We start from the raw sequence: 19,243 nt of genomic DNA, 5'->3' as shown, positions 1-19,243 counted from the left end.
AAAGAATAAAAGGGTCTATGAAAATTGAGAAAATGAAAATATCGGTTTATTTCTGTTTAACTTTAAGTGTGCTAATAGCTACATCTTGCAAACCTTCAACAAAAAGTAAAGATGTTGATGAAAACGGAAAAGAAGCCGTAGATTATATAGATCCAATTATAGGTGCCATTACTTATGGAAAGAAGTCGAAAGATGCCCATGGTTTTGGAAAAACATTTCCTGGTGCTGCCACACCATTTGGTTTAGTACAATTAAGTCCAGATACGGTTTCAGATGGCGATAATGGTCCTGGATATTCTTATGCACACTCCACGATTGAAGGTTTTAGTTTTACACACATGAGTGGTATTGGGTGGTTTGGCGATTTAGGAAATTTTTTAGTTACACCAACGGTAGGTAAATTACAAACTAATAGAGGTGTGGCTAAAGATCCAGAAAGCGGGTACCGTTCTCGTTTTTCTCATGATACAGAAACTACAGAAGCGGGTTATTATGCGGTAACTTTAGATGATTATAAGGTTAAAGCCGAATTAACATCTGCACCACGAGCAGGAATTATTCGTTTTACGTACCCTGAAAGCGATAGCTCTCGTGTACAGATAGATTTAGCACGTAGAGTAGGAGGAACTTCTACAGAGCAATATATTAGAATTGTAAACGAAAACACCATTGAAGGTTGGATGAAATGTCCGCCAGAAGGTGGTGGTTGGGGCGCTGGTGCTGGTAATGCAGATTACGTTGTATATTTTTATTGTCAGTTTAGTAAGCCTTTAAAAGATTACGGCATTTGGAGTGCAGATTTACCAGATGTAAAAAGAAAAATGCGTTGGATAAGAAAAGATAACTATCAAGATTCAATAAAAAACGCAAAAATTTATACGGATAAAACAGAAATGCAAGGCAAGCATTTAGGTTTTTATACCAATTTCGATACTAAAGAAGGAGAGGAAGTTTTATTAAAAAGTGGAATTTCATTTGTAAGTGTTGCAGGTGCTAAAGAAAATTTAGAACACGATATTAACCACTGGGATTTTGATAAAACAAGACAAGAGGCTCGTGACGGTTGGAGTAAAGCCATTGAAAATATAAAAGTTGAAGGCGGTACCGATGCAGAAAAAACTATTTTTTATACATCGCTTTATCACACATTGATTGATCCTCGTGCTTTTTCAGATGTGAATGGAAATTATATGGGTGCAGATAAAAAAGTGCATCAAACAAAAGATTTTACTTACCGAACTATTTTTAGCGGTTGGGATGTTTTTCGTTCTCAATTTCCTTTACAAACCATTATCAATCCATCTTTAGTAAATGATGAAATTAATTCATTATTACAAATGGCAGAATTAAGCGGACGTGAATATTTACCACGTTGGGAAATGTTAAACTCGTATTCTGGGGTTATGTTGGGGAATCCTGCGGTATCTGTTATTAATGATGCTTACCAAAAAGGTATTCGTAATTACGATGTAGAAAAAGCATTTCAATATTCGTTAAATACTGTCAATAATACAGGGAATGGTGAGTTAGGCTATTCAAATAAGCATATTTCTAAAACCTTAGAGTATGCATATTCAGATTGGGCTTTATCCACACTTGCTAAATCTTTAGGGAAAAATGATATTGCAGAAAAGTATTTTGAGAAAAGTAAAAATTACAAGAATATTTGGAATGAAGAGGTAAACTGGTTTAGAGCCAAAGATAGTTCTGGTACTTGGCTAGAATGGAAAGGAAAAGCAGTGCATGGGCAAGGTTGCATAGAGAGTAATCCCTACCAACAAGGTTGGTTTGTACCACATGATATTGATGGATTAAAAGAACTTATGGGTGGTGAAGACGCGTTTAAAAATGAATTGGTTTCCTTTTTTGAAAACACACCTGAAGATTTCCTTTGGAACAACTATTACAATCATCCAAACGAACCCGTACACCATGTGCCTTTTATGTTAAACGAAGCTGGTGTACCGTATTTAACACAAAAATATACCCGTAAAATTTGTAGCAATGCTTATGGAACCGATGCGTATGGATTATGTGGGAATGAAGATGTAGGGCAAATGTCTGCTTGGTATGTCTTGGCTTCAATAGGAATTCATCCTATAAACCCAGGAGATAATAAATATCAAATAACAAGTCCTGTTTTTAGTGATATTGAAATTAAACTAGACAGCAAATATTACACTGGAAAGACTTTTAAAATTATTGCCAATAATAATTCAGAAGAAAACATTTATATCCAATCTCTGAAATTGAATGGAAAACCATTGGATAGATTTTGGATTTCGCACGAAGAGATTACTCAAGGAGGTGTTTTAGAAATGCAAATGGGACCTGAACCAAAATTAAATTAAGAATATTTTATATGAATTTGAAAAGCTTATCTATATCAGTTTTAGCCTTCTTTTATAGTTTTATTGTACTAGCTCAAGACACCATTCCTTTAACAAAAGGATTAATTGTTGGAGCTACAGGTGAAGGGCGACGTACTATTATTTATACAGACCCTGTGTTTTATAACTTTATTTCAGAAGAAAATTATGAGCCTGTAGAACATGATAGCGTTGGTGTAAACCGAAAAGGAGATGTTGAAAAATGGGAAGCAGTAACTGCTGATGATAAAGGAGTTTTTAAAGATAGAAAATTAAGAGGTGGTTATTTATTTGTAACCTACAACGCTCCAGCGGCTGAGGTTAAAATATTAGAGATATCTGGTCATAGTGAAGTTTATGTTAACGGTGCTCCACGTGGGGGAGATGTTTATAACAAACATCTTACTTTTCATCCTATAGCATTAAAAAAAGGAAAGAATACATTTTTAGTAAAAGGCGGTCGCGGACAGGTGAATATGCAATTATTGCCAGTTATTAAACCTATTGCTCTTTTAAAAAGAGATATGACGATTCCTGATTTTTTAACGACGGAAAAGGATACTAAAACGGGATCAATTAGAGTTTTAAATGCGACAGTCAAACCACTGAAAAATCTTAAAATAATTACCGAGTCTAACGGACAAATATTGGAAACAAAAGTACCTTCTATTACGCCGTTAACTATGAGAAAGGTGCCTTATTTGGTTCAGGATAATTATACTGTAAAAGATACGGTTAGAGTAAAAGTAAAATTGTTTGATGGTAATAAATTAATAGATGAATCTTCTGTTTTATACAAAGTAAAAACACTAGAGCAATTCTATTCAAGAACTTTTATTTCAGACATTGATGGTAGTGTTCAGTATTTTTCTGTAAAAGAAGGCGATTTAAAAACAGAGGAAAAACCAGCCATGTTTCTTTCTTTACACGGCGCAAGTGTAGAGGCTAGAAATCAAGCAGCATCTTACAAAGCTAAAGATTGGGGACACGTCATTGCACCTACAAATCGTAGAAATTATGGTTTCGATTGGGAAGATTGGGGACGTTGGGATGCTATGGAAGTACAGGCTATTGCCGAAAAAATGTATGGTACAGATCCTAAACGCACGTATTTAACGGGGCACTCTATGGGCGGTCATGGTACTTGGCAAGTGGGCGTTACTTTTCCTAGTAAATGGGCAGCAATTGCTCCTATTTCTGGGTGGTATTCTTTGTTTTCTTATGCGAATAAAGAGAAAAAAGAAAATCCTTCTGCTTTAGAAAAAATGTTTGAAAGAGCAAGTCATGCGAGTTATACTTTAGAGTTATCTAAAAACTACCTACAACAAGGTATTTATATTCAACACGGAGATGCCGATGATGTAGTACCTGTAGAACAAGCACGTTTTATGAGAAACTATTTGGGCGATTACCATCCCGATTTTGCTTACTTAGAATACCCAGATAAAAAACACTGGTTCGGAATAGATTTTAGCACCATTTTCGATTATTTTAAATGGCATACAATTCCTGAAAATGGCGATGTAAAAACGTTTGAGTTTAGAACAGCAAATCCTGGTGTGTCTTCAGAAAGTAGATATATTACTTTATATCAACAAGAAAAACAATTTGAATTTACTGGTGTAAAAGTCACTCAAAATATACGTAGCGAAAAGCAAATTAAAAAAGCCGAGGTTTTAAAAACGAGAAGTATATCTATTGAAACCGAAAATTTAAAAAAGTTTAAAGTTGATTTAAAACATACTATAGCTTCAGATACATTAAACATAATTATTGATTCTACGGAATTTAAAAATTTAGCTGCTCAAAAAGGAAAAGAAGCTTGGTTTGAAAAAGTGAGCAACAAGTGGACTTTAACAGAAACGCCAACAAATACCTTTGAGAAAAACCCAAACCGATACGGCAATTTTAAAGAGGCTTTTAAAAATAATATGCTGTTTGTTTACGGAACAACAGGTAGTAAAGCAGAAAACGCGTGGTCTTTTAATAAAGCACGTTTTGATGCCGAAACGTTTTATTACAGAGGCAATGGTGCGATAGATATCGTATCGGATAAAGATTTCAAATTATCTAAGTATAAAGATCGATCTGTAATTATTTACGGGAATGCAACCACCAATGGCGCTTGGAAGTTGTTATTAGCCGATAGCCCTATTCAGATAAAAAGAAATGAGGTTAAAGTTGGGACTAAAAGTTTTAAAGGAGCTGACTATGGTGTGTATTTTACCTATCCAAGAACGGATAGCAAAATGGCAGCGGTAGGTGTTGTTTCGGGTACGGGTATCAAAGGATTTAAAACGGTAACGCCTAACAGATATTTTTCTTCTGGAGTAGGTATTCCAGATGTTATGATTTTTACACCATCAACATATAAAGAAGGCTTAAAAGGTATTAAAGCCGCTGGGTTTTTGGGGAACGATTGGAGTCTTGAAAAAGGAGATATTCAATTAGAAATGAACTAAAACGAATAAATGAAAAATATTTACCCCATAATTATATTTTTAATCTGTTTCTTACCACTTAATGCGCAAGTAGAGTTTTATGTATCTCCAACAGGGAATCATACAAATTCTGGTGCTAAAAATCAGCCTTTTGCTAGTTTGATAGAAGCTCGTGATGCTATTAGACATCACAAAGAAACGTCAAAAAAAAATCAATCTTATACGGTTATTATTCAAGACGGACATTATAGCATGATGGAGCCCTTGGAATTAGGACCACAAGATAGTGGAAAAGAAAAATTCCCCGTTATTTATAAAGCTGAAAAAGGAGCCAAACCTATTTTTAGTGGAGGTAAAATAATAGATGGCTTTACAGTGAACTCAAACGGGATTTGGGAAGTGAAAATCCCAGAAAGTGTTTATTACAATTGGAGGTTCGATCAATTATATGTTAATCATAAACGTGCAACCTTAGCAAGAACACCAAATAAGGGGTTTATAGAATTAGATACTGTAACGCAAAATATTTGGAAACAAGGCCAAGGAAAAGTCGCCGATAAGGCAGAGCAAAAATTATTTTTTGATAAAGAAGCATTCGAGTCTTTATCTGGGATTACAGCGGAAAACATGGGGCAAGTAAGGTTCAAGGCCTATCATAAATGGGATTATACATTGCGCTATATTGATGCTATAAATAAAGATAGTTTGTCTATAACCACTTCAGGAAAAGGAATGAAACCTTGGAATCCATTAAAAAAAGGAAGACGTGTTGTTTTTGAAAACTATAAAGCGGCTTTAGATGCTCCGGGAGAATGGTTTTTAAGTGAAGAAGGAATTTTATACTACATGCCAAAAGCAGGAAAAACACCGGAGAATTCAACGGTGATAGTGCCCGTTTTGGAGCAATTAGTAGCTGTAAAAGGAAATGCTTCTGAAGGTAATTATGTTGAATATATCCATTTTGAAGGTTTGAGTTTTGAGTATTGTCACTACAGAATACCTGCAACGGGTTCAGAACCTAACCAAGCAGCTGCTGTTTTAAATGCTGCTATTAATGTAGAAGGCGCAAGAAATATTACATTTTCTAACGGAGAAATTTCAAAAATTGGCCAACATGCCTTATGGTTTGGAAAAGGGGTTAGTCATTCTATTGTAGAAAATAGTTATATGCATAATCTTGGTGGAGGTGGTGTTTATTTGGGAGGTTTTAAAGCTTCAAATTCAAAAAAAGCATTAGGAGGAAAGGAGCATACACACCATATTACTGTGAACAATAATATTATACAAACAGGCGGGCAAGAATTTCCTGCGGCTGTTGGTGTTTGGGTTGGTCATAGTTCTGATAGTAATATAATGCATAACGATATAGGAAACTTTTATTATACAGGTATTTCCGTAGGTTGGGTTTGGGGTTATAAGCCTAGTTTAGCCAAACGTAATAGAATTGCTTATAATCATATCCATCATATTGGTTGGGATTTATTAAGTGATATGGCTGCAATTTATACTTTGGGAGCTTCAGAAGGTACGGTGGTCGAAAATAATTTGATTCATCATATACATTCGTATTCTTACGGTGGCTGGGGCATGTATGCAGATGAAGGTTCTTCTGGAATAGTGTTCAGAAATAATTTAGTTTATAATACCAAAACAGGTGGTTTTCAAGAAAATTATGGCAAAGAAAATATTGTAAAAAACAACATATTGGCTTTTGCTAAAAAATATCAGATGCAATGCACTATTGCCGAAGAACACAAATCGTTTACGTTCACACATAATATTGTTTTGTTTAATGAAGGAATGGTTGCAAAAGGTGCTTGGGATGATGTAATTGCAGAAATAGATTATAATATATATTGGAATACAAATGGAAATGAATACGATTTTAATAAGCACTCTTTTAGAAATTGGCGTAAAAAAGGTTTTGATAAGCATAGCTTTTTAATCGATCCAAAATTTAAGAACCCGTTACAAGCTGATTTTCATTTTAAGAGTAAAAAAAATTATAAAAAAATAAATTTTATACCGTTTAATTATTCCGAAGCAGGTGTTGTAGGTGATAAGTATTGGAAACAAAAAGCTAAATTATCTAATTCAATTATTGAGAGTTTTGATTTGGCTGTCCAAAAAAATATCATAGAAAATCCAAAGAGAGGATAAGATTTAAACGTAAAGATTTATCGTTTTTAAAATAAAAACTAACAGAAATATAATACTATCAGGTATGAGAAAATATGTAGTGCTAATGTTGTTAACGGTCATTTTTACATCATGCTCGCAACAGCCAAATCCGTCTTTTAAACAAGAAGATATTTCTATACTTCCTAAGCCATCAAGTTTAAAGCTTAATGAAGGTTCTTTTAAAGTAGAACCCAATACAGCTATTATTCTTCAAGATGAAAGTCAAAAAAAAGGAGCAAATTATTTAGCAGGTTTGTTTAACAAAGCTGCAGGATATAATTTAGAATTACAAAACACCATTGCAGAAGGCGCTATTGTTTTTGAAACGATAGAAGGATTAAAAGAAGGCGCTTATCAATTAAATGTAAATCCAACTTCAATTAACATAAAAGCATCAGAAGAAAGTGGTTTTTTTAATGCCGTTCAAAGTATTCGTCAGTTATTACCAACAGCTATAGAAAGCAAAGAAAAAGTTGCAGCAGATTGGTTTGTGCCATCTGTAACTATTGAAGATGAACCGCGTTTTGAATGGCGAGGCATGCACATGGATTTTAGTCGTCATTTTTTCAATATAAATGAAGTCAAAGACTTTTTAGATAATATGGCATTGTATAAATTAAACACTTATCACATGCACTTAACAGATGATCAAGGTTGGAGAGTTGAGATTAAAAAATATCCATTATTAACCGAAAAAGGCGCTTGGAGAACACCAAACAATCAAGACACTATTTGTATGGATAGAGCGGTTGAAAATAAGCTTTATACTATTGATGAATCTAACTTTAAGACCATTGATGGAGAACGAAAATATGGAGGTTTCTTTACTCAAGAACAAATTAAAGACATTGTGGCGTATGCAGATGATAGATGTATTACCGTAATTCCAGAAATTGATATGCCAGGGCATTTTAAATCGGCCATCGATAATTATCCATTTTTATCTTGTAATGGTGAATCGGGTTGGGATACTGTGTTTACATACCCAACGTGTTTAGGAAAGGAAACGACTTACGAGTTTATGAAAAATATTTTAGATGAAGTGGTGGAGTTATTCCCTGCAGAATATGTTCATATTGGTGGTGATGAGGTCAATATTGCATCTTGGAAAGTTTGCCCACATTGTCAAAAAGCAATTAAAGACAATAATTTAAAAGACGAGCACGAATTACAGTCTCATTTCAACAGAGATATAGAGCAATTTTTGAAATCTAAAGGAAAGAAATTTATGGGTTGGGATGAAATTGTGACTGGAGGTTTAACCAAAAGTGCCAACATTATGTGGTGGAGAAATTGGGCGCCTAATGCTCCTAAAATTGCAGCAGAAAATGGAAATAAAGTTGTAGTAACTACAACGGCTGCTTATTATTTCGATTACTTAAATGAAGGAACGACTTTAAAAGGTGTTTATAATTACGAGCCCATTCCTGCAGATTTTACAGCAGAAGAAGAAGCTAATGTATTAGGGATTCAAGCCAATTTATGGTCGGAAAGAATTCCGAATTACAAACGTTTACAATATCAAGCATTTCCAAGAATGTTAGCCGTAGCAGAAAATGCTTGGGCGTCTAAAGAAAACAAAAATTTTGAAGTTTTTAATAGCAATGTTGAAAAACAATACGACAGGCTGGATGCTTTAGGTGTGTATTATTACGTGCCTGCAGTTGAAGGTTTAGATAAGGAGATTGCTTTTGTTGAAGAAACTTCGGTGAGTTTAAGTTTAGCCTACGAGTTAGAGGGAACAGAAATATACTATACAATTGACGGTGCGGTGCCAACCAAAGCGTCTTTAAAATATGAAGCGCCTTTCGTTGTGAATGATACCATTGAAATTAAAGCACGTGCTTATAGAGGAGAACTCTATAACGACTTAAAATCTACAAAAGTAATTCACAAAAACTATATAGAATCTGTGGATGTAACAGCTCAAGAAAAAGGATTAAAACAATGGGTGGTTAAAGGGAAATTCAAAAAGGAAAAAGATATTAAAACACCTACAACGCCGAATTTCACAAAAGTAGAAGGTATTGCTTTGGGCGATTTAAAAGATGAAAAGAATTTTGCTGTGGTTTATCAAGGTTATTTTAATGCTGAAAAAGATGGTGTTTATGAGTTTGAAACACGCTCCGATGGTGGTGATTTATTGTTTTTAGGTGAAGATGTTATTGTTGATAATAGCGGATGGCACGGACCTAAAAAAAGTTATGGAAAAGTCGCTTTAAAACAAGGTTTACATCCTATAACTATTAAATATAGACCAAGCGATAAACCAAGAGTTATTGAGGTTAAATATGCCTTGCAAGGTGAAGAATTAACGCCAATCAATAGTTTAGTAACACGTTTTTAATTAGAAATAATAGTAGAAAAGGAATATGAAAGCATTAAATTTAAGTAAACATAGCATTTTTACATTTTTAGTACTTGTAAGTGTTTTAAGTGTAAATGTTGGAGCTCAAAATAACAAAGACAACCCTTTGATTTTAGATATGGTTCACCATAACCCTGGTGAAACACCATACGATTCTAAATATAATGATCCTGCTGTAATAAAGGAAATGGGGTATAACGGCAAAGTGTATTTTCTGTTTGAATCTCCTGCATTAGCCATTAATTGGGAATCAGTAGACAAGGATATCTTACCAAAAGGTACAGAAGATCGTAAATGGGTAGATGCTAAAGCAGCACAAATAAAGAAAATGCATGCAGCGTGTAAAGCTGAAGATATGGCTATTTACGCCATGTCCGATCTTGTTTTATTCCCTAAGCGATTAATTGCAAAATATGGCATTGAAAAAACGTTTGGGAATCCTAACGATCCTTTAACAGAAAAATTAATCCGTGCTCAAATTAATGAAATGTTTGATCAGTTTCCGGATCTTGATGGTTTAGTTGTTCGAATTGGAGAAACGTATTTACACGATGCTCCATATCATTTAGGGGCAATAGAAGATAAAAAAAATCCTGAAAAAACAATTTCTCCTTTAATCAATATACTACGAGAAGAAATTTGTGTAAAAAGAGACAAGCAATTAATTTTTAGAACTTGGGGTGCTTTTGATACCAAGTTAGATGACTATATGGAAGTGAGTAATGCCGTAGAACCTCATAAAAATTTAATTATCAGTATAAAACATTGTGAAGGTGATTTCCATAGATCAAATTCTTTTAGTAAAGTTATTGGTCAAGGGCGTCACCGTCAAATCATCGAGGTGCAATCTGCTCGTGAATATGAAGGAAAAGGGGCATACCCGAATTACATTGCTAATGGTGTTATAGATGGTTTTGAAGAACATGCTAGAATGCCCGAAGAACGTATAAATAGTATTCAAGAGTTTGTAGATACTAAACCAGAATTATATGCAGGTGTTTGGACATGGTCTCGTGGAGGCGGATGGGATGGTCCGTATGTTAAAGATGAAATGTGGTGTGATTTGAACTCATGGGTTATGGCACAATGGGGTCAAAATACAGATAAAACCGAGGAATTTATTTTTAATAGATATGCTACGGAGCGTTTACATTTAGAAGACGAAGATGTTGCTAAATTTAGAAAGTTGTGTTTGCTTTCTGCGGAAGCGGTAGTTAGAGGTAGAAATAGTACGTATAGAGATATGAACCCGTGGTGGACAAGAGATCAAGGTATTGCTTGGCCAATGGTAGTAAAAGGAGATTTAGAGCAAAAGAGAAACTTAGCTCAAAAAGATGAATCCATAGTAAAATGGAAAGAAATAGTTAAACTGGCTAAATCAATTGATTGGCCAAATGAAGAAACTAAAAACCATGCTATAGGATCTTCTGAATATGGATTAAAACTATATAAAATATATAGAGCACTTGTGTATATGAAGTATGCAGATGATAATGGAAATACAAAGGATGTTAAAAAGTGGATTAAAGCTTATGATAAAGCTTGGAGAAACTATAATAAACTAGCCAAGGCGTATAGTACAATAGCAACGCTTTATACAGAAGATTACAAGAGGCATATAGCAAATAATGCAGGTGCTAAAGTGGATAAATTAAGATAGAATAATTAGTTTTTTTATGTGATAATAATAGAATTACTTCCAGTTTTTCTTAATTAAATGAAGGTGTTTTACTAAATATTATAGCTAATGCTATGATATTAATTAGGCTGTACAACTGACTAAGATCATTTACCGTTGGTAAAAATTATCTTAATTTTAACTTCGGATAATTGATGCATTTTGAACGGAACAAACTCTATAGTAATAAGAACCAAACTCTTTTTTGAAGAAGTGGGTGATATAACCTATTTTTCAATTCGTTTTTTCAGAGAGATGTTTACATCTCCGTTTGAATGGAAAGAACTATTAAGGCAGTGTTACCAAATAGGGAACCGTTCTTTTGCGTTGGTAGGTGTTACTGGTTTTATTTTAGGATTAGTATTTACATTACAGTCTAGACCTACACTTTCTCAATTTGGCGCTACCTCTTGGATGCCATCAATGGTTAGTCTTTCAATTGTTAGAGAGATAGGTCCAGTTATTTTTGCCTTAATATGTGCTGGAAGAATTGGTTCTGGAATTGGCGCAGAGCTTGGTTCAATGAAAGTAACGGAGCAAATAGACGCGATGGAGGTATCAGGAACCAACCCATTTAAGTATTTGGTAGTTACACGCATATTGGCTACTACATTAATGCTTCCGCTACTTATACTTATGGGAGATGCTATAGCCTTATTTGGATCTGCACTTATTGAGAATTTAAAAGGAGAAGTATCGTACTTATTATATTTTAATAATGTGTTTGACGCTTTAGAGTTTAGTGATGTTCTTCCGGCTACTGTAAAGTCCTTTTTCTTTGGCTTTGCAATTGGTTTGGTAGGGTGTTATAAAGGGTATAATTGCTCAAAAGGAACCGTAGGAGTTGGAGAAGCATCTAATACTGCTGTAGTTTACACATCTATGCTGCTCTTTGTTATTGATTTTGTAGCTGTATTTATTACAGATATTTTTTTTAAAATATGATAGAAACAAAAGAAGATATACAGCCCATTTTAGAAATCAAAGATCTTCATAAAAGCTTTGGAGATAATCACGTACTCAATGGTTTTAACTTAAAATTGTTTAAAGGTGAAAACCTTGTAGTAATGGGTAAATCGGGTTCTGGTAAATCAGTTATGATAAAAACCTTAGTTGGGTTGCTAGAAGCCGATCATGGAAGTATTACTATTAAAGGTGAAGATATTATGAAGCTAGGCCGAAAAGAGTTCGATGTGCTTAGAACAGAAATTGGATTTTTATTTCAAGGAAGTGCATTGTATGATTCTATGACGGTTCGAGAAAATTTAGAATTTCCTTTGCGTAGAAACCGGGATAGGGTAGATGCTTCTCGAACAACAGAAGAATTGGTTTTAGAAGCTTTGGAAAATGTTGGATTAGCACACACAATAGATTTAATGCCAGTAGAACTTTCTGGAGGAATGCAGAGACGGGTAGCTTTAGCAAGGGCTTTAATTTTAAAGCCAAAGATTATTTTATATGATGAGCCTACCACAGGTCTTGACCCAATAACAGCAAAGGAAATTATTCATTTAATGAGAACTGTTCAAACAACATATAATACATCTTCGCTTATTATCACACACGATTTGGATTGTGCACGAGTAATCAGTAACCGAATGATTTTACTGGTAGATGGAATTAATTATGCGGAAGGAACTTATAAAGAGCTTTCTATTTCAGAAGACCCGAAAGTTAAAGCCTTTTTTAAAGATTAAACTTTATGAAATATCTATAACTAAAAGTTTGAAATCGAAGTTTAACAATTAAAAGGAGGCTACTTTAACAAGTAAAAAAAATGAACACATAAAATGCTATTTAATAATTTTTTAATCAGTTATTAGGCATTCAAAAAAATACTTTATTATGATGAAAAAATCAGCTTCTCATAAAACCCGCGTTGGCTTATTTGTAGTCATTGGTACACTCATTCTATTAGTGACACTCTACTTTATTGGTAATAGACAACATGTTTTTAGTAACAATATAGAACTGTATGCCGTATTTCATAATGTGAATGGGCTTCAATTGGGTAATAATGTGCGCTATTCTGGAATAAATGTAGGTACTGTCAGCAATATTGAAATGATAACCAATAAGAAAATTGTTGTACAAATGATGATTGAAGAAAAAACAGGAGCCTTCATAAAAAAAGATGCAATTGCTAGTATTGGATCAGATGGGTTGGTTGGAAGTATGGTTATTAATATTATTCCGGGTAAAGAGAATTTACAAAGGGTTATTTCTACAGATACAATTACTTCGTTTAGCAAGATTGGTGCAGATGATATGTTTTCAACACTTAACGTAACCAATGAAAATGCCGCATTGTTAACGGCAGATTTATTAAAAATAACAAATAAGATTTTGAAAGGAGAAGGCGTTTTAGGGACTTTAATTACCGATTCATTACTAGCCCAAGATATTCGAGCTACGTTAGTTAATCTAAAACAAACTACAAGTGGTACCAATCAATTACTGAGTTCTTTAAACTATAAGTTTTCCAAAATAGATATGGAACAAAGTGCTGTAGGTATTTTATTAAATGATACTCTTGTGGGTAATCAAGTCCAAGAAACGGTTAATAATATAAAACAATCAAGCACAACTATTTTAGAAACATCGCAACAACTAGAGCTTATGGTTTCTAGAATAAATGCAAAAGAAAGCACCTTCAATTATCTTACAAAAAATGAAATCTTGCCCAAAACAATAGATTCAACTATGCTGGAAATAAAGGGAGCTTCCCAAAAGTTCAATGAAAATATGGAAGCTCTTAAGCATAATTTTTTCTTCCGAAGTTATTTTAAAAAACAAGAACGTGCTGCGAAAAAACAGGCAAAATTAAACAAAGAATAAAATTAAGTAAAATACAATAACTCGAAGAAAGGATAGTGATTTTATAGGTCTTCAATGGAGAAAGTTAATAAGGTGTATTTAGATAAAGAGGAGGTTGTTTAAATTTAAATTTGGGTATTCATCCTAAAGAGTTGTTGTTATAATTACTTAATGTTTTTATAGCTGCTTGATAGCCAATTTCAAAAATAGCATCTATATTCTTTAGATTAAACATTCCAAATTTTTCGAGTTCCTTTGGGGCTATTAAAATGTCGACATCTTTAAACTTGTTTTCACAGCGATTTCCAAAACTAATATCATAAGCTCTATTGGCTACTTGATAAGAATGTTTTATCTCATTAGCAGAAACCTCTTGTAATGGGTTTACATAAACGCCTATCGTCTTAGTACATTTTTTTTTAATAGGTTCTATTGGGAAGTTATTTAAAACACCACCATCTATATAGGGCACATTGTCAATAATTACTGGTGTAAATAATCCTGGGAACGCAGCAGAAGCTAATACTGGTTTTATAAGTTCCCCACTATTAAAGACTACTTCTTTGCCTTCAATAAGATTGGTAGCCGGAATATAAAGCTGTTTTTTTAAACTTGTAAAATCATCTTTACTAAAGAAAGGCAAAAAGTCTTTATAAAATTTATTGGTATCTATAAAACCAGGTTTGTTGTATGCATACCGTTTGTACTCAAATAAAGGCACTGCTTTAAAGAATTCTAAGATAGTAACCCAAGAATGGCCAGCAGCAAATAAAACGCCTACTAAAGCTCCAGAACTTGTTCCTGAAATATGAGTGATATTTATATTGTGTTCCTCTAGTGCTTTTATTACACCTATATGTGCAATACCGCGTGCACCGCCGCCAGATAAGACTAATCCTGTATTCATTTGCGTAATCACTGTTTTATTAAATTATAAATATGTTAGGTGTTGTCTAAATTCAAGTTGTAAGCGTAACATAAATATTTGAAACTAACGGATTTACTTCTAGTAGTTTTAGTGTCAATATTTATATTCGTCTTCCATAAAAAATATAAACTACTAATCTTAAAACAAAGGTATTAAATTCAAAGTCTTTTACAAGTTGGTTTTACTTAAACAAAAGCAAGGTGTATATTTCAATAAACTTTATCATCAACCCGATATTAAAGTCTATATTATTCGATATTTTTGTATTTAAAATAAACAAATTTTAAATGCAAAACCTAAAACCTATCATGTTAGTTGGTACAGGTTCCGATGTTGGTAAAAGTTGGATAACAACAGGAATTTGCAGATGGCTTAAACAAAAAGGATATAATCCTGCTCCATTTAAAGCACAAAATATGTCTTTAAATAGTTTTTCTACACTTGATAATCTTGAGATTGGAAGAGCGCAGGCAGTGCAAGCAGAAGCTTGTGGTATTCCGCCAACGGTAGAAATGAATCCTATTTTATTGAAACCGTCATCTGTAAATAAATCACAAATTGTTTTGCATGGAAAACCAATAGGAGATCAAACCGCTAAAGAATATTTTTTAGGTGATAATAAAAAACATCTTTTTGAAGAAGCTAAAGCGTCTTTCAAGAAACTAGTATCAAAGCACAATCCTGTTGTTATGGAAGGTGCCGGTAGTATTAGCGAACTTAATTTAAAGCATAGAGATATTGTAAACATGCGAATGGCAGAAGCTGCTAACGCTTGTGTTTATTTAGTGGGAGATATTGATAAAGGAGGTATATTTGGTAGTGTTTATGGTACTATTGCTTTGCTAGAAGATTGGGAACGTAAACTTGTTAAAGGTATTATTATTAATAAATTTAGAGGAGATGCTTCTTTATTTGTTGAAGGAAAAAAGACATTAGAAAAACTTACAGGTCTTCCTGTTTTGGGGGTTTTGCCCTACGCAAAAGATATTATTATTGAAGAAGAAGACTCTGTAGCATTGAACCTTAGGGCAACAACAGCTATCGAAGGTAAATTAAACATTGCCGTAGTAAAACTTCATTACATGTCTAATTATACAGATTTTCAAGCTTTAGAGCAGGAATCACTTATCAACCTTTATTTTACAAGAGATTCCGAAGAACTTAATAAAGCCGATGTTATTATTATTCCGGGCACCAAAAACACCATTGAAGATTTAGTTGCTTTAAAAAAGGAGGGTTTGGATTCTGTGATTAAAAATAAATATTCACAAATTCCAATTATAGGAATATGTGGCGGTTACCAAATGTTGGGCAAATTTATTACAGATCCATTTTCTGTAGAAAGCAATGTTAAACTAGAAGCAGGTTTGGGATTGTTTGATATTGAGACAGAGCTTTCTCAAACAAAGCAAACGATACAACGTAATTTTAAGTTTAAAAACTTCAAGGCACCTTGTGTAGGGTACGAAATTCATATGGGTGAAACTAGTGTGCCTAAAAACAAATATTTAAATCTTATAGACGAGAAGGAGGAAGGTTATTTTGATGGCGATAAAAGTTGGGGCACTTACCTTCATGGTATTTTTGATAATCAAGATGTCGTAACAGAATTATTACAATTAAAATTCCCTGAAGTCCAAGCAAAAAATTACATACTTTTTAAAGCGGAACAATTTGATAAATTAGCCGATTGGATAAATGAAAATTTAGATATGGAAACCATTTTAAAAAACAGCGCACAACAATGTTAAATGGCCACGGAGATGATCTTCATTTAATTGAGGGCGAAATTAAACACAACTTTAGTTCGAATGTATACTATAAAGGATGCCCTAAAGTATTGCTTGACGTGGTTTCAAAATGTGTTAATCAAATTCAAAGTTATCCCTCTCCTTCCGCAAGTGAATTGAATGTATTAGCGGCTAAAAAATTTCAACTAAATAGTGAACAATTTTTGTTTACCAACGGAGCAACAGAGGCATTTTATCTAATAGCTCAATTATTCTCTAATAAGAGAGCAGCTATAGTAGCACCTACGTTTGCAGAATACGAAGATGCTTGTAAAATCTTTCATTTAAATTACGAGTTAATTGCTTCAACCGAACTAAAAAAGACTAATGCAGACCTTGTATTTATATGTAATCCTAATAATCCAAACGGGAACGTTTTTTCTAAAGATGAATTAGAATTTCTTTTTCAGCAAAAACCAGAGACTACATTTGTTATTGATGAAGCATATATTGAGTTTACAACGCGTATTGAATCCATTGTGTCATTAACGGCAAAGTACAGTAATTTAATAATTGTTCGTTCCTTAACCAAAACATTTACCATTCCTGGATTGCGTTTGGGGTATGTAGTTTCTAATGCTTCAAACATAGTAAAACTTTTAAGTTTAAAAATGCCTTGGAGTGTGAATTTATTGGCTATAAAAGCTGGTGAATTCATTTTGGAAAACTATGATGCACTTCAATTTAATGCTTCAGAATTATTAGAGGAAACAACTGTTTTTAAACAGCAAGTGGCACAGTTAAATGGTTTTAAGGTTATTGAAAGTAATACGTCTTATTTTTTAGTTGAATTGTTACATAAATCGGCTAAAGAATTAAAACACTATTTAATAGAAGAACATCAAATTCTAGTTCGCGATGCTACAAATTTTAAAAAAATAGACGGGGAATTTATTCGACTTTCGACACAAAGTAAAGAAGCAAATAACATTTTAATTAAAGCTTTAAAAGCATGGGATTAAACCATATTTACATTTTAATTTTTGCCTTTACTTTTGATTTAATTTTAGGAGACCCCATAAAAATGCCACATCTTATTGTCGCGTTTGGTAATAGTATTTCTTTAGGTGAAAAATGGCTTAATAAAGGTCGTTATAAGTTCTTAAAAGGTGCTTTATTAGTTATCGTATTGGTTAGTTTTTCTTTTATTGTGCCCTATCTAATTATTAGATGGTTAAATGCTTCCAATTTTCAAATTTCAGCTATTGTCTTTTCAACACTTATGTTGTTTTATTGTTTGGCAAATAAAACGTTGATAAAGGAAGGTTTAGCTGTGTTTAGTACTTTAAAAAAGGAAGGGTTGGATGCTGGACGTAAGCGTTTATCTTGGATTGTGGGGCGTGAGACTAATAACTTGAGCGAACAACAAATTAGAGTAGCAACTTTTGAAACGATGTCGGAAAATTTAAGTGACGGTGTTATTGCGCCACTTTTTTATTTTTTAATTTTGGGTGTTCCAGGAGCAATGGCTTATAAAATGATAAACACCTTCGATTCCATGGTTGGGTATAAAAACGATCGTTATATATGGTTCGGTAAATTTGCCGCAAAATTGGACGATGTAGTTAATTATATTCCTGCTCGAATTACTGCTATATTATTGTTATTTGTTCAATTTAAATTAAGCGGTTTGCGGTTTGTTTTTAAAGAAGGCAGTAAACACAGTAGTCCGAATGCAGGTTATCCAGAAGCAGCTTTAGCATATATTTTAGATTGCCAGTTTGGAGGACCAAATTATTATCATAGAAAACTGGTAGAAAAACCTTTTATAGGAAACAATAACCGAGACATAAAACATGAAGAAATTAAAATAGTTACACATATTAATTATAAAGTAAGTATACTATTTTGTTTCATTATTATTGGCGTTATATTACTGTTTCAATATGCATAGTCTTCAAAAAAAATATATTATTACAGGAGCTCCAGGCACTGGGAAAACGACGACCATAAATCTTCTAAAAAACACGATTCCTTGTATGGATGAAGTGTCTAGAAAAATTATTCTAGAGGAACAACAGAATAATAGAAACGGTGTGCCTTGGGGTGATATTAATCGTTTTTCCGATCTTGTTTTCAATGTAACGAGTCAAGAATTATTAACTAGTAAAGCTCAAGTTTGCGACAGATCGTTATTAGATTTAGAAGCTTATTTAGTTTTAGAAAATAAAACCATTCCTCATTACTTACAAGATTTTCCTTATCAAGACACTTACCATAACACCGTTTTTTTTGCACCAACTTGGTTTGATATTTATTGTCAAGACGGACAAAGGTTACAAGAGTTTGATTACTGTTTGAAATTAGAAAAAGTACTTTTAGAACAGTACAAAAACAAAGGTTTTGAAATTATAATTTTACCTAAAGCTTCTCCTCAAAAAAGGGCAAAATTCATTACAGAATCGATACTATAATTCAAAAATTAGCTATACATTTGTATTGCTTAAGGTTTCTTATTCTTTTAATTAAGAATATCGAATTAAAAGGGAATTTGGTGAGAATCCAAAACTGTTCCCGCAGCTGTAAGCTCTAAAAAAGCTTTTAACATCTAGAAGTCACTGTTCTTAGGAACGGGAAGGCGTTAAAAGTAGAGTGAGTCAGAAGACCTGCCTAAAGTAAAACCTAATTTAAACTTTCGGGATAAAAGTTGATGTGTTTGATTGCCATATTT

The 19,243-nt window shown here is 33.2% G+C and carries 13 protein-coding genes and 1 riboswitch; of the genes, 12 read left to right on the top strand and 1 reads right to left on the bottom strand.

Annotated elements, in window-relative coordinates; genetic code table 11:
• The first annotated feature begins 17 nt into the window (after positions 1-17).
• The 8 genes from GQR97_RS17425 to GQR97_RS17390 all read left to right on the top strand — a co-directional run bounded on the left by GQR97_RS17425 (position 18) and on the right by GQR97_RS17390 (position 13,875).
• Positions 18-2,351 (top strand): GH92 family glycosyl hydrolase, encoded by a 2,334-nt coding sequence (locus tag GQR97_RS17425; protein WP_199269879.1) that lies wholly within the window; start codon positions 18-20, stop codon positions 2,349-2,351.
• 11 nt (positions 2,352-2,362) lie between these two features.
• Positions 2,363-4,831 carry a prolyl oligopeptidase family serine peptidase gene (locus tag GQR97_RS17420; RefSeq protein ID WP_158850726.1) on the top strand — a complete coding sequence of 823 codons (2,469 nt, stop codon included), beginning with the start codon at positions 2,363-2,365 and terminating at the stop codon, positions 4,829-4,831.
• 9 nt (positions 4,832-4,840) lie between these two features.
• Positions 4,841-6,970, top strand: coding sequence for a right-handed parallel beta-helix repeat-containing protein (locus tag GQR97_RS17415; protein WP_158850724.1), 2,130 nt, complete (start codon positions 4,841-4,843; stop codon positions 6,968-6,970).
• Positions 6,971-7,034: 64 nt separating this feature from the next.
• Complete coding sequence (locus GQR97_RS17410) at positions 7,035-9,338, top strand: family 20 glycosylhydrolase (RefSeq protein ID WP_158850722.1); 2,304 nt, start codon at positions 7,035-7,037, stop codon at positions 9,336-9,338.
• Between the two features lie 25 nt (positions 9,339-9,363).
• Positions 9,364-11,019, top strand: a complete 1,656-nt coding sequence (locus tag GQR97_RS17405; protein ID WP_158850720.1) for a hypothetical protein — start codon at positions 9,364-9,366, stop codon at positions 11,017-11,019.
• 180 nt (positions 11,020-11,199) lie between these two features.
• The gene (locus GQR97_RS17400) at positions 11,200-11,982 is read left to right on the top strand and encodes an MlaE family ABC transporter permease (protein ID WP_158850718.1); all 783 of its coding nucleotides are present in this window, start codon (positions 11,200-11,202) and stop codon (positions 11,980-11,982) included.
• Positions 11,979-12,734, top strand: a complete 756-nt coding sequence (locus GQR97_RS17395) for an ABC transporter ATP-binding protein (RefSeq protein WP_158850716.1) — start codon at positions 11,979-11,981, stop codon at positions 12,732-12,734. Before GQR97_RS17400 ends, GQR97_RS17395 begins: the two co-directional genes overlap by 4 nt.
• Before the next feature lie 148 nt (positions 12,735-12,882).
• Positions 12,883-13,875, top strand: coding sequence for an MlaD family protein (locus GQR97_RS17390; RefSeq protein ID WP_233267565.1), 993 nt, complete (start codon positions 12,883-12,885; stop codon positions 13,873-13,875).
• 118 nt (positions 13,876-13,993) lie between these two features.
• On the opposite strand, the gene GQR97_RS17385 is transcribed toward GQR97_RS17390, so the two are convergent.
• On the bottom strand, positions 13,994-14,761 hold the full coding sequence (locus GQR97_RS17385) for a patatin-like phospholipase family protein (protein ID WP_158850714.1): 768 nt from the start codon (positions 14,759-14,761) through the stop codon (positions 13,994-13,996).
• Positions 14,762-15,069: 308 nt separating this feature from the next.
• On the opposite strand from GQR97_RS17385, the gene GQR97_RS17380 reads away from it, so the two are divergent.
• From GQR97_RS17380 to GQR97_RS17365, 4 genes are read left to right on the top strand one after another with little or no spacing between them, the layout of a single operon-like run.
• Positions 15,070-16,533 carry a cobyric acid synthase gene (locus GQR97_RS17380; RefSeq protein WP_158850712.1) on the top strand — a complete coding sequence of 488 codons (1,464 nt, stop codon included), beginning with the start codon at positions 15,070-15,072 and terminating at the stop codon, positions 16,531-16,533.
• Entirely contained in the window at positions 16,527-17,534 is a 1,008-nt protein-coding gene (locus GQR97_RS17375) for a pyridoxal phosphate-dependent aminotransferase (protein WP_158850710.1), read from the top strand. Before GQR97_RS17380 ends, GQR97_RS17375 begins: the two co-directional genes overlap by 7 nt.
• Complete coding sequence (cbiB, locus tag GQR97_RS17370; RefSeq protein ID WP_158850708.1) at positions 17,525-18,466, top strand: adenosylcobinamide-phosphate synthase CbiB; 942 nt, start codon at positions 17,525-17,527, stop codon at positions 18,464-18,466. Before GQR97_RS17375 ends, cbiB begins: the two co-directional genes overlap by 10 nt.
• A complete protein-coding gene (locus GQR97_RS17365) occupies positions 18,459-18,986 on the top strand; it encodes an AAA family ATPase (protein WP_158850706.1) in 528 nt (175 codons plus the stop codon). Before cbiB ends, GQR97_RS17365 begins: the two co-directional genes overlap by 8 nt.
• 15 nt (positions 18,987-19,001) lie before the next feature.
• Positions 19,002-19,201, top strand: a riboswitch (cobalamin riboswitch).
• Positions 19,202-19,243 lie beyond the last annotated feature (42 nt).

The organism is Algibacter sp. L1A34 (assembly GCF_009796805.1).
GTDB lineage: Bacteria > Bacteroidota > Bacteroidia > Flavobacteriales > Flavobacteriaceae > Algibacter.
This window is presented reverse-complemented; position numbering and strand designations above follow the sequence as displayed.